Source organism: Pannonibacter sp. XCT-53 (assembly GCF_009915765.1).
Lineage (GTDB): Bacteria > Pseudomonadota > Alphaproteobacteria > Rhizobiales > Stappiaceae > Pannonibacter > Pannonibacter tanglangensis.
Window position 1 is genome coordinate 953,065 of sequence record NZ_JAABLQ010000001.1, and the last position, 12,332, is coordinate 965,396.

Below are 12,332 nucleotides of genomic sequence, written 5' to 3' on the forward strand. Positions count from 1 at the left end.
CGAGGATCCGTCCGGGGTGTTCCATCACGGGCCCGGGCGCAGGTGCTGCGCCCGGGGACTTGTCTTGCTCGGTCGTCACGCCGGTCGGCTCACTTCTTCAGGAGGTCGCTGATGGCGGCGCGGTGGGCGACAGCCTTGTCGCCGGCTTCCGTTGTCAGCTTTTCCCAGGTCTTGGCGGCGGCGGCGCGGATCGCTTCCTTGTCCGCGTCGCTGAAGTCGGCGTGGTAGGTGACGCCGGCTTCGGCCAGTGCCGCGCGGGCGGTCTTTTCGGCCGCCGCGTCCTTGGAGAAGTCGGACGACGCGGTTTCAAGGGCGACCACGGCCTCGTCCAGCGCCTTGCGCTGGGCATCCGTCAGCTTGTCGAGGCTGCCCTTGTGGGCAACGATGGCATAGGGGACCGGCGGGAAGGGGAAGCCGGTGTAGACCGCATGCTTGGCGACTTCCTGCAGCGACACGGACTTGGCAAAGCGCGCGGCATAGAGGGCGCAGTCGACCACGCCGGTCTGCAGGGCGGAGTAGAGCTCGTTCTGAGGGATGATCTGCGCGGCAACGCCCAGCGCGGTGAAGGTCTCCACCTGCTCGCGCGAGCCCACGCGCACCTTCCTGGTCTTCAGCTCGTCCAGCGTCTTCACCGGCTCGCGGCAGAACAGCGATGCATCGATGATCGGCAGCGCCATGTAGCCGACGACCGGAATGCCGCGCTCCTCGAAGCCTTCCTTCAGGGCGCCCTTCACGGCCGGCAGCGCCTTCAGGTGCTCTTCGGCGGTGGAGACGGAGCCATAGACATAGAGGCTGGCGAGATCCGGCGCGTCGCGGCCGATGAAGGTCGGCCAGATGAAGGCGATTTCCGGCGTGCCGGTCTGCATCCAGCGCAGCGCATCGGCGTCCTTGAGATTCATGCCGCCGCCTTCGATCACATTGATCTTCAGCTCGCCGCCCGACCGCGCCTCGACGTCCTTGGCGAAGTTGCGGATGTGCTCGGACTCCGGCCGGGTCGGCGCGTAATTGTTGTTGAAGCGCCAGGTGACCGGCTCGGCCGAGGCGGACGTGGCAAAGGCAAGGCCACTGGTCAGGGTGGCAGCAGCTAGGGCAAGGGCTGGAAGCTTTGCAAAACGGCGCATGGCAAATCCTTTCGTTGGACGGGAGGAGCACGACCCGGAAATTGAAACCGGTTGCATCAGTCTGGCTGGACTGTCTCACAGCCGCATCCGGCGGGCAACGCATGATCACCCGCATGACGTGCAGGCAGGTGGCAAAACCTTTCCAAAAAATCCGGTCTTCGCGTCATGGCCATTCTGCGAAGTTCGGATGACGCCTTGCATCGCGAACATCCGCCCGGCGGACGCGCCCCGGTGGCCGGCCGGTCTCGCGCTTGAAAAAGCGGTTGAAATAGCCTGCGTCCTTGAAACCCAGCGTATCGGCGATCTCGCTGACCTGCAGGTTGGAATCCGACAGCAGCGTCTCGGCCTCGATCACCAGCCGCTCGTGCATCAGGGCCAGCGGCGTGCGGCCGGTCACGCGTTTCACGGCGCTGGTCAGGCGGGCGCGCGACACGGACAGGAAATCCGCATAGTCGGCCACCGTCCAGTGATCACGCAGGTGCAGCTCCATCAGATGCAGGAAGTTGCGGACGATGGCGCGGGGCGCGGCCTGCACCTTTTGCGGCACCGGACTGGAAATGCGCCAGAAGCTCATCAGCGCCAGCACGAGATGGTGCCGGGCCGCTTCCTGCGCGCCCGGCAGGCTGCTCTTCAGCTCGACCCCGACCTGCTCGATGGCGCGGCTGAGGTCGAGCGCCTGGGCGGGGACCAGGCGCACGCCGATGATCGGGTGGAACAGCGCTTCCTTCACCTGGCGCCCGACCGGGCCGGAGGGAACGGCGCGCCCCAGCGCCAGCTCGGAGACGGTCAGCGCCGCGCCGCGCGAGCCGGGGTGCAGCGTCAGCCGTGCCTTTCTCCCGGCCGGCAGCCAGAGCGCGCAGGGGCCGGTCATCGGCATGGTGGCAGCACCCAGGTCGAGCTGGCCCGTTCCCGACACCAGGACAAAGCCTCGGTTGCGCGCGCCGCGCAGCGTCCAGCCCATGGGCGAGAGGGCGGTGCGGATGACCGTGGCTTCCGTGTCGGGCAGCACCTCGATCGGCTGCGGGAAGCTTTCGACGGCGGGTTGGCGGACAAGGCTGTCGGTGAGGCTCACGGCTTGGTCCCGTGTCTCGGGGAGGGGCGTCCGGGCGCCAGGGGGCTGTCTCCGGGGGCACCTACGGGTTGTTACGAGGGTATGTGGGCAAAATCTGATCAAAAATACAATTTCTTTTTCAAAATGTCCATTTTTTCATATGTTAAGCGACCCCATTCTCAAGCGCAGGGATCAGGCCGGCAGTCCAACGGCTGCAGACTGGTCTGTCCGCGCGGGAGGAAGACGCGCGGTGCCTTGGGAGGAAAGAGATGAAAAGCTTGAAGGACAGGCTGCGCCTGTCGACATTTGCCGTGCTCGCTGCCGCGAGCCTTGCCACCTTCGGCTTCGCTGCCGACGATGCGGCTGCCCAGGAACGCAAGTCGATCAAGATCGGCTATGCGGTCTCGAAGACCGGCGCCAATGCCGGCGGCGCGGCCATGACGACCATCCCCAACTACAAGCTCTGGCTGGCCGACGTCGCGGCCAACGGCGGGCTCGAACTGCCGGACGGCACGAAGCTGCCGGTCGAGGTAATCGAGTATGATGATCGCTCGAGCGCCGAGGAAGTCGTGCGCGCGGTCGAGCGTCTGGCCGGTCAGGACCAGGTCGACTTCATCCTGCCCCCCTGGGGCACGGGTTTCAACCTCGCCGTCGCGCCGCTGTTTGACCGCTATGGCTACCCGCAGCTCGCGGTGTCGTCCGTGACCGACAAGGCGCCCGAGTTCGTCAAGCGCTGGCCGAAGAGCTACTGGTTCCTTGGCGGCGGCCGTGACTATGCCGGCGCGCTGGCCAAGATGGTGGACAGCCAGACCGAGGCCGGGGTGATCAACTCCAAGGTGGCCATGATCTCCGTGGCCGACGGCTTCGGCATCGACCTGGTCAACGCCGCACGCCCGGCCTTCAAGGAGGCGGGGATCGAGGTGGTGATGGACCGCACCTATCCGGTCGGCACCCAGGACTTCACCACGCTGCTGAAGGAAGCGGCCGCGTCCGGTGCGGACACCTTCGTCGCCTTCTCCTATCCGCCGGACACCTTTGCCCTGACCCAGCAGTCGCAGGTCCAGGCCTTCAATCCGAAGGTGCTCTATCTCGGCGTCGGCGCCGGCTTCCCGACCTACGGTCGCAACCTCGGCCCGAAGGCCGAAGGCATCATGACCCTCGGCGGCATCGACATCAAGAACGAGCGCAACATGGCCTATCGCGAGCGTCACAAGGCGCTCAACGGCGAGTATCCGGACCTCTGGGGCAGCGTGATCACCTACGCCTCGCTGCAGATGCTGCAGGAATCCATCAAGCGCGTCGGCCTTGACCGCGAGGCGGTGGCCAAGGAACTGTCCACCGGCACCTTCGACACCGTGCTGGGCGAGACCAAGCTCGAGAACAACCAGCTCCGCCAGCTGTGGCTGCTCGGCCAGTGGCAGAACGGCAACCTCGTCGGCGTCGAGCCGGCCGACCGTCCCGGCGCGTCGAAGCCGGTCCTGCCGAAGAAGCCCTGGCAATAAGACTGCAAGATCGGGCCGGGGAGCGGGACGCGACCGTCTCCATCCCCGGCCCCGTGCTTCCGGCAGACCCTCCGCCGCACGATCCACGAGATGCCCGATCTTCCGGGCACCGGAGTTCCCATGACCCTGATAACAGCCCTCATCGCGGGCCTGGTGCTGGGCGGGACCTATGCGCTCGCCGCCATGGGCCTCACCCTGCAGTATGGCATCGCCCGCATCATGAACCTTGCCTACGGTGACATGATCATCACCGCAGCCTTCGCGGCCTTCGTCCTGCAGGGCGCCGCCAGCATCAATCCGATCTTCGGCCTGCTCATTGCCGTTCCCGGCGGGTTCCTGCTCGGGTACGCCGTCTACACCGTCATCCTCGCCCCTCTGGTCGCGCGGGCGCCGAACCGCGGCGTCCTCGAGGTGGATTCGATCCTGACGACCTTCGGGCTCCTGTTCGTGGTGCAGGGCATCCTGCTCGTCATCTTCGGCAGCAACTACACCAGCTACACCTTCCTGAACGAGCCCGTGAACGTGCTGGGCGCGACCATTGCCGCCAACCGGCTGATCGCCCTGGTGCTGGCGCTGGGCCTCGGGATCACGCTCTATCTGCTGCTCACCCGCACCCGCTGGGGCACGGCGCTGCGCGCGGTTGCTGTCTCTCCCCAGTCGGCCCAGCTGGTCGGCATCGACATCAACCGGGCTGCGGCCTTCGCCTTCGCGCTGGGCGGCGGTCTTGCCGCGTCCGCGGGCGTGGTCATCTCGATGTACCAGACCTTCACGGCCACGGGCGGCGTCGTCTTCACCATGAAGGCGCTGATCGTCGTCATCATGGGCGGGGTCGGAAACCTCGTCGGCGCGCTTGCCGCCGGCCTCATCCTCGGCGTCGTCGAGACCCTGGTCGCCACCTATGCCGACCCGGGCCTGACGCTCGCTGCAACCTATGCCATCTTCCTGGTCGTGCTGCTGTGGCGGCCGCAGGGTCTTTTCGGGCGGGCTGTCAGATGAAGCCGATCCTTGGAGTTCTGGCGGCAGCAGCCGTCTTCGCCGGGCTGGCCGTGGCCCCGTTCTATCTTGGCACCTATGGCATCGGCCTGATGATCGGCATGATCGGCTATGTCACGCTGGCCAGTGCCTGGGCGCTGTTCTCGGGGCCGACACGCTTCGTGTCATTGGCAACGGTCGCGTTCTTCGGGATCGGGGCCTATACGGTTTCGGTCTTCTACGAGAGCTTTCCGCCGCTCATGGTGCTGGGGCTGGCCGCGCTGATCGGTCTTGCCGTGGCGCTCGTCGTCGGCCTGGCCACGCTGCGTCTGGCAGGCGTCTACTTCGTCATCTTCACCTTCGGCCTGGCCGAGCTGATCCGCCAGCTCGTCACCTGGTACGAGGTCAACATCACCGGCACGCTGGGGCGCTACCTGTTCGTCTCCTATGGTCCGGAGGTGGTCTACTGGAAGCTGCTGGTGCTCTGTGCCGTGACCCTCGGCATCGGCTACCTGATCCAGCGCAGCCGTCTGGGTCTTGCCCTCAAGATGATCGGCGACGACGAGGTGGTGGCCGAGCACTGCGGCCTGCCGACCGCGCGGGTGAAGCTGGCGCTCTTTGCCCTCAGCTCCGTGATCATCACGCTGGTGGGGGCGATCCAGGCCCCGCGCTGGACCTATATCGAGCCGACGATCGTGTTCAACCCGACCATCTCGTTCCTGACGCTGATCATGGCGCTTCTGGGCGGTGCGAACCGTCTCTGGGGGCCGGCCGTGGGCGCGGTGCCGCTGTTCCTGCTGTTCGAGTGGCTCTCGGCCAATTTCCCGGACCACTATTCCATCATCCTCGGCCTCCTGTTCATGGCCATCGTCTTCGTGCTGCCGCGCGGCGTGCTCGACTTCCTCGAGGGGCTGATCGCCCGGATGCGGAAGCAGCGGGCCGGTGAGGCCTCCGGCGCAGGCGCGGGGCGTGGCGCAGGCCGGCTTGCCGAAGGGGAGGCCAAGTGATGGCATTCCTTGAGATTTCCGACCTGACCAAACGCTTCGGTGGCCTGACCGCCGTCAACCACGTGTCCTTCTCGCTGACCCAGGGCGAAGTGGTCGCCCTGCTCGGGCCGAACGGCTCCGGCAAGACGACGGTGCTCAACATGATCTCCGGCCTGCTGCCGGTGTCGGGGGGCACCATCACGCTGGAGGGCAAGCGGCTGTCCGGCCTGCCGGCCCACCGCATCGCCCATGCCGGCGTGGCGCGCACGTTCCAGCTGGTGCGGGTGCTGCCGTCGCTGACAGTGTCCGACAACATCCTCGCCGCCATCCTTTTCCGCGCCGGGCACACGTCCGAGCGGGACGCCCGGATCGAGGCGGCGGCGCTGCTTGCCGAGGTGGGGCTGGAGGGCCGCGGCGGCGAGCATGCGTCCGACCTGACCTACATCGACCAGAAGCGGATGGAGCTGGCGCGCGCGCTGGCGGCCCGGCCGAAGCTGCTGCTGCTCGACGAGTGGCTGGCTGGCCTCAACCCGTCGGAGCTGCGCATCGGCATCGACCTGATTGCCCGCCTCAATGCCCGGGGCATCACCATCCTGCTGGTGGAGCATGTGATGGACGCGGTCCGGGCGCTCTGCCCGCGTGCGGTGGTGATGAATGCCGGCCGCAAGATCGCCGACGGTGCCACTGCCGATGTCCTGCGTGACCCCGAAGTGGTGCGCGCCTATCTGGGAGAGCCCCATGCTGCTGTCGCTTGACGGTCTGAGCCTGCGCTATGGCAAGCACCTGGCGCTCGACGGTGTTTCGATCCGCGTCGACCGCGGCGAGACGGTCGTCATCCTGGGCGCGAATGGCGCCGGCAAGTCCAGCCTGCTGAAGGCGATCGCCGGTCTGGTGAAGCCGGACCCCGGCCTGACGCTGCATCTCGACGGGCGACCGATCGCCGGGCTTGCGGCCCACAAGGTGCTGGAGGCCGGGATCGCGCTGGTGCCCGAGGGGCGCGGCGTCTTCGCCGACCTGACGGTGGAGGAGAACCTGCGGCTCGGGGCCTATGCGCGCCGTGCGCGCGCCGGCGAGACGCGGCAGCGGGCCTTCATCTTCGAGCTGTTCCCGAAGCTTGCGGAACGGCGGGCCCAGCTGGTCGGCACCATGTCGGGGGGCGAGCAGCAGATGGTCGCCATCGGCCGGGCGCTGATGTCCAACCCGGACCTCCTGATGCTGGACGAGCCGAGCCTTGGTCTCGCGCCGGTGGTGGTGGGCGAGCTGTTCGAGGCGTTGGGGCGTGTCCGCGATGCGGGCGTCTCGGTGCTGCTGGTCGAGCAGAACGTCAGCCTGTCCCTGGCGCTGGCCTCGCGCGGCTATCTGATGGAGGTCGGGCGTCTGGTGGGCGAGGGGGCGGCTGCGGACCTGCGGGCCGATCCGGCCGTCCAGCGCGCCTTCCTCGGCCTGACGCACTGATATCCGGCCGGGCCCGCTGCCCGGCCGTCCCGAATTTCTGTTTCGCATGCAATGACATGAGGAAAAATCCATGGATGCTCTTGGACTTCTGATCGGCGCGGACGACACCCAGTCCTCCGACGGCCGGACCTTCGAGCGGCGCAACCCGATCACCGGCGAGGTTGCCACCCGCGTGGCTGCGGCGACCATCGAGGATGCGCAGCTGGCCTGCGACGCCGCCGCTGCCGCCTTCCCGGCCTGGTCCCAGATGGGGCCCGGTCCGCGCCGCAAGATCCTGCTGGCGGCCGCCGACGCGCTGTCGGCGCGCGCCGACGACTTCGTGCGCGCCATGGCCGACGAGATCGGCGCCACCGAAGGCTGGGCCCGGTTCAACGTCTATCTCGCCTCCGAGATGCTGCGCGAGGCGGCGGCCCTCACGACCCAGATCGCCGGCGAGATCATCCCCTCCAACCGCCCGGGCAGCATGGCCATGGCCATGCGCCAGCCGGTCGGCGTCGTGCTCTCCATGGCGCCGTGGAACGCGCCGGTCATCCTTGGCGTCCGCTCGCTGGCCACACCGCTCGCCTGCGGCAACACCGTCGTCATGAAGACCTCGGAAATCTGCCCGCGCACCCATCGCCTGATCATCGACGCGCTGCAGGCCGGCGGCATTCCGCATGGCGTGCTCAACGCCATTTCCAATGCGCCGGACGACGCGCCGCAGATCGTCGAGGCCCTGATCGCCCATCCGGCGGTGCGCCGCGTCAACTTCACCGGCTCGACCCGTGTCGGCCGGATCATCGCGGAAATGTGCGGCCGCAACCTCAAGCCGGCCCTGCTGGAGCTGGGTGGCAAGGCGCCGTTCCTGGTGCTCGACGACGCCGATCTCGACGCCGCCGTCGATGCGGCGGCCTTCGGTGCCTACATGAACCAGGGCCAGATCTGCATGTCGACCGAACGCATCATTGTCGATGAAAAGGTCGCCGATGCCTTCATCGCCAAGCTGACGGCCAAGGCCCGCTCGCTCAAGGCCGGCGATCCGCGCGAGGGCAAGACCCCGCTCGGCGCGGTGGTCGATGCCCATGCGGCGCGGCGCATCCAGGACCTGATCAAGGACGCCACCGCCAAGGGCGCGGTGCTGGCTGCCGGCGGCGGCGTGCAGGGCGCTGTGATGGAGGCGACGCTGCTCGACCGGGTCAATCCGACCATGCACATCTACGGCCAGGAAAGCTTCGGCCCCGTGGCGGTTGTCGTGCGTGTCGACGGCATCGACGAGGCGGTGCGCATCGCCAATGACACGGAATACGGCCTCTCGGCCGCCGTGTTCGGCCGTGACATCACCCGCGCCATGCAGGTCGCCCGCCGCATCGAATCCGGCATCTGCCACATCAACGGTCCGACCGTGCATGACGAGGCGCAGATGCCCTTCGGCGGCGTCAAGGACAGCGGCTACGGCCGCTTCGGCGGCAAGGCCGGCATTGCCGAGTTCACCGAACTGCGCTGGATCACCATCCAGGATGGTCCGATCCACTATCCGTTCTGACGCCCTGGCAAAAGGGGAGGGAAGCGGAGATCCCGAGGGTGATGGCAAGCCTCTACTTCACCGAAGTCATCCCGGCCAAGCGGAGCGCCGAGCCGGGAGCGGAAGGTCGAGGCCTCCATGTGTCAATGCGTTCACCCCGGAGAGACGTTGGCTCTCCGGTCCCGGAACTCCGCTTCGCTGGGTCCGGGATGACCATGGAGCGATTGTCTGCAGCCCGGGCCTCTCCGCTCCTCGTCCCCTCGTGAGGTGGGGGCGGGGAGCCTGAAGTCCGGTTTGCATCAAACCCCGCTCCCCCATCCCCACCCTCAGATCCCAACTGCTGCACCATCCCGGGAGAGCAAGACATGAAACTGAAGCAGAAGACCGCCGTCATCACCGGTGGCGCCGGCAGTCTGGGACTTGCGACGGCGCGGCTGTTCCTGCGCGAGGGGGCCCGGGTGGTGCTTGTCGACCTCGCGGCGGCGGCACTGGATCAGGCCCGGCAGGCCTTGCCGGATGGCGACGTGCTGTTCGTGCAGGCCGATGTCGGGTCGGAGGAGGGGGCCCGCTCCTATGTCGAGGCTGCAGTGGCAGCCTTTGGCCCCATCGACATCTTCTTTTCCAACGCGGGCAATTTCGGTGAGGTGCGCCCGATTGCCGATTACTCGCTCGAGGTCTTCGAGGCCGTGCAGCGGGTGCATGTGAGCGGGGCCTTCCTGGCTGCCAAGCACGCCACGCCAAGGATGCGCGATGGCGGCAGCTTCATCATCACCTCGTCGGTGGCCGCGACCCGGGGCGACCCGGGCGTCTATGCCTACATCACCGCAAAGCATGCCCAGACCGGACTGATGCGCTGTCTGGCCAAGGAACTGGCACCGCGCCGGATCCGGGTCAACACGCTCCATCCCGGGCCGCTCGAAAACGGCTTCCAGCATGCGGTCGAGGCCGGGATCAGCCGGGAACTGGGGATCGACGGCACCGCGATGTTCAATTCGATGATCCCTCTTGGACGCCACGGGCTTCCGGAAGAGGTGGCCCGCTCGGTGCTCTATCTCGCCAGCGACGACAGCAGCTTCACCACAGGCTCGATGCTGATGGTGGACGGGGGCATGAGCGTCTAGGGACGCATCAGCGCGGACCTTGCAAGGGATGGGCAGGGCCGGCGGAGCGTCCGCCGGCCCTTTCCGTCAGCGGAACAGCGTGTCGACATAGCCCGAGCCGAGGCCGACCTTCTCGTAATGGGCGCGGCACAGGCTGATGTACTTGTGCACGTCGAAATAGCCGTCCGGGTTGCCGTCCTCGTCCAGCCAGATCAGCGGGCCGGTGACCTGGAAGAACACCTTCATCGGATCCGGATGCTCGTAGGCCACCAGCGTATGGCCTTCGCCCGGCGTCTCGTAGACGAAGTCGCCCGCGGTCGCCGTCCAGTCGTGCTCGAGATAGCCCCATTTTCCGGAGATGGTGTAGGCGAAGACCTCATGCGGATGGTAATGCCGGTTCACGAGGCCCGGTCCCTTGGCCATCAGGATGTCGCACCACTTGTTCTGGGTCGGCGAGATCCAGAGCGGGCGGGAGAACACCGTCTCGGTGAAGGGAACATAGTAGCGCTCGTCCTCGGTCGCCGCGTCGGCGATGTAGACTTCCGGCAGGGCATCCGGCTGGAACACGGTGGTGATGGGCTTCAGGGTCTTCCAGAATTCCGACTTTGGGGCCTCGGGCATTGTCATCCTCTCCTTGGCGTTTTCGCGTTTTCACTTCGCAGGCCCTTTTCTGTCATGGCCTTGCGGAGCATTCCTGTGATCTGAAATGAAGTTCAGGGGCGCACCCGCACATCCAGCAGCGCCAGGCGTCCGGTCCGGTCGATCTGCGCCAGTGCCTCTGCCAGCGCAGGCGCGAGGTCATCGGCGTGCTCGACCTTGCGGGCAAAGGCACGGCTGGCCCGGGCCACGTCCGTGAAGTCCGGAACGGGGGAAAGCTGGGTCAGCGGCATCCGGTTGGAGCGCGCGGCATGGCCTTGCGGATAGAGGCCCAGCACCGACTGGCGCACGGCGCCCCACTCGGCGTTGTTGACGATCAGCACCAGGATCGGCAGCTCGAGCGCCTCGGCGATCTGGTGACAGGCGACCGGGTTGGAAAAGATGTAGGAGCCGTCGCCCATGGTGGCGACCACGGTGCGGGCGCGGTTGCCGAGCTTCATGCCGAGCGCGGCCGGGAAGCTCCAGCCGAGGCCGCCGGAATGGGGCTCCTGATACCACGCCTTCGGTCCGTCGAGGCTCATGGGGGCCAGCGGACAGCCGAGTTCGGACAGGACGGCCGCGTCCCGGTTCCCAAGCGCCTGCGACAGCGTCAGGCTGACGAACTCCTTGGTCATCGGATCGGTCCCGCCGGCGGCGGCGCGCGCCAGCACGCTGCGGCGACCTTCGGCGTTCCGGCGGCTCCAGCGCTGATGCCGCTCCGCGGCACGGGTGCGGTGGCCGTCCCGGTGCGGTGCCAGATGCGTTTCCAGCGCCAGCAGCCCGGGCTCGACATCACAGGCCAGCGCGAGGTCGCAGGGGAAGTTGCGGACGGGGAAGCGGCTGTAGAGCGGGTCCTGCCCCAGATGGATCACCCGCGTGCCCGGGTTCAGCCTGTGCACGTCAGGTGACCAGGGGGCGAGGCTGTCAAGGACGAGAACCACATCCGCTTCCGCCAGCAGCGGTGCAGGATCGGCGCCGGCGGCCATCGGGTGATCGAGCGGCAGGGCGAGACGCACGGCCCAGTACTGGCAGACCGGGATGCCCCAGGCGGACGCGAGGCGTTCGAGGGCGGCGTAGCCCCCGGCGCCGCCGGTGCCGCGCTGCGCGAAGATCACCGGCTGGCGCGCTTCGGCGATCAGGCGGGCGGCCTCGGCGAAGGACGCGGTGTCGATGCCGGCGACGGGCGCGCGCATCAGCGCCGGCGCGTCCAGACCCTCGCGCGGACAGGGCTCGCACAGGATCTCGCGCGGCAGGCTGATGTAGACGGGCCCGCGCGGCGCCGTTTCCGCGATCGCCTTGGCCCGGTCGACGATCTCCGTCACCTGTTCGGGGAACCTCAGCTCGTAGTCCCACTTGCAGGCCTCGCGCACCAGCGCTGTCTGGTCATGCATCTCCTGGCCCCAGCCGATCGGCACGGTGCGCGCGCCGAAGCGGCCCTTTTCCGTGGTGGGGGTCCGGCCGGAGAACAGCAGCACCGGGATGTGCTCGGCGGCGGCGTTGATCGCGCCGATGGCGCAATTGGCAAGGCCCACATTGGTGTGGGCCATGACGGCCTGCGTGCGGCCTGTGGCCAGATAGTAGCCATGCGCCATCGCCATGGCGGCGGCTTCGTGCGGGATGACGATGCCCTGCGGCAGGTCCAGGTCCCTGGCCTCCGCTTCGGCCAGCCCCTCGATGATTGGCGGGAAGTCCGTGCCGGAATTGGCAAAGATGTAGTCGACCCCGAGCGCCTTCATGCGCACGAGCAGGGCCCCGCCGGCGGTGATCTGCGCCGCCGGACCGGCAGCAGCCTGATCGGTACCGGCCTGATCATAGCCGGTTTCATTGGCGCCGGTCTCATCGGCGCTGGCCTGATCGGCTGCAGGCCGCGCGTTATCGGACTGACCCGCCTGTCCCGGGCGTGCTGCGGCCCGTGCCGCAGAATCCTGACCTTCACTGCCCCGACCTGTGCTGCCCCGACCTGTGTTGCCCTTCCCGTCTCCCGTCAGATCCATTGCCGTCCCGCCCG

Annotated in this window: 11 protein-coding genes; 7 read left to right on the forward strand and 4 right to left on the reverse strand. The window is 67.6% G+C overall.

Annotated features, from left to right (window positions below; all coding sequences use genetic code 11):
* Positions 1–89: 89 nt before the first annotated feature.
* Both GWI72_RS04485 and GWI72_RS20370 read right to left on the reverse strand, forming a co-directional pair.
* The gene (locus GWI72_RS04485) at positions 90–1,121 is read right to left on the reverse strand and encodes a TRAP transporter substrate-binding protein (RefSeq protein ID WP_161675840.1); all 1,032 of its coding nucleotides are present in this window, start codon (positions 1,119–1,121) and stop codon (positions 90–92) included.
* 163 nt (positions 1,122–1,284) lie between these two features.
* Positions 1,285–2,193, reverse strand: a complete 909-nt coding sequence (locus GWI72_RS20370) for a helix-turn-helix domain-containing protein (protein ID WP_161675841.1) — start codon at positions 2,191–2,193, stop codon at positions 1,285–1,287.
* Between the two features lie 248 nt (positions 2,194–2,441).
* On the opposite strand from GWI72_RS20370, the gene GWI72_RS04495 reads away from it, so the two are divergent.
* The 7 genes from GWI72_RS04495 (at position 2,442) to GWI72_RS04525 (ending at position 9,709) form a co-directional block, all read left to right on the forward strand.
* Complete coding sequence (locus tag GWI72_RS04495; RefSeq protein WP_161675842.1) at positions 2,442–3,674, forward strand: amino acid ABC transporter substrate-binding protein; 1,233 nt, start codon at positions 2,442–2,444, stop codon at positions 3,672–3,674.
* A 120-nt stretch (positions 3,675–3,794) separates the two neighbouring features.
* Positions 3,795–4,670, forward strand: a complete 876-nt coding sequence (locus tag GWI72_RS04500; RefSeq protein WP_161675843.1) for a branched-chain amino acid ABC transporter permease — start codon at positions 3,795–3,797, stop codon at positions 4,668–4,670.
* Positions 4,667–5,653: a branched-chain amino acid ABC transporter permease gene (locus GWI72_RS04505; protein WP_161675844.1), complete on the forward strand. Its 987-nt coding sequence runs from the start codon at positions 4,667–4,669 to the stop codon at positions 5,651–5,653. Before GWI72_RS04500 ends, GWI72_RS04505 begins: the two co-directional genes overlap by 4 nt.
* Positions 5,650–6,387: an ATP-binding cassette domain-containing protein gene (locus GWI72_RS04510; protein ID WP_161675845.1), complete on the forward strand. Its 738-nt coding sequence runs from the start codon at positions 5,650–5,652 to the stop codon at positions 6,385–6,387. Before GWI72_RS04505 ends, GWI72_RS04510 begins: the two co-directional genes overlap by 4 nt.
* Positions 6,374–7,087 (forward strand): ABC transporter ATP-binding protein, encoded by a 714-nt coding sequence (locus GWI72_RS04515; RefSeq protein ID WP_161709094.1) that lies wholly within the window; start codon positions 6,374–6,376, stop codon positions 7,085–7,087. The genes GWI72_RS04510 and GWI72_RS04515 overlap by 14 nt, the downstream gene beginning before the upstream one ends.
* A gap of 70 nt (positions 7,088–7,157) precedes the next feature.
* On the forward strand, positions 7,158–8,609 hold the full coding sequence (locus GWI72_RS04520) for an aldehyde dehydrogenase (protein WP_161675846.1): 1,452 nt from the start codon (positions 7,158–7,160) through the stop codon (positions 8,607–8,609).
* Positions 8,610–8,953: 344 nt separating this feature from the next.
* Positions 8,954–9,709 carry an SDR family NAD(P)-dependent oxidoreductase gene (locus GWI72_RS04525; protein ID WP_161675847.1) on the forward strand — a complete coding sequence of 252 codons (756 nt, stop codon included), beginning with the start codon at positions 8,954–8,956 and terminating at the stop codon, positions 9,707–9,709.
* Positions 9,710–9,775: 66 nt separating this feature from the next.
* Here GWI72_RS04525 and GWI72_RS04530 read toward each other — a convergent pair whose 3' ends face one another.
* Together GWI72_RS04530 and GWI72_RS04535 are read right to left on the reverse strand one after the other, a co-directional pair.
* A complete protein-coding gene (locus tag GWI72_RS04530; RefSeq protein ID WP_161707966.1) occupies positions 9,776–10,309 on the reverse strand; it encodes a 2,4'-dihydroxyacetophenone dioxygenase family protein in 534 nt (177 codons plus the stop codon).
* 92 nt (positions 10,310–10,401) lie between these two features.
* Positions 10,402–12,318, reverse strand: coding sequence for a thiamine pyrophosphate-requiring protein (locus tag GWI72_RS04535; RefSeq protein WP_209000051.1), 1,917 nt, complete (start codon positions 12,316–12,318; stop codon positions 10,402–10,404).
* Positions 12,319–12,332 lie beyond the last annotated feature (14 nt).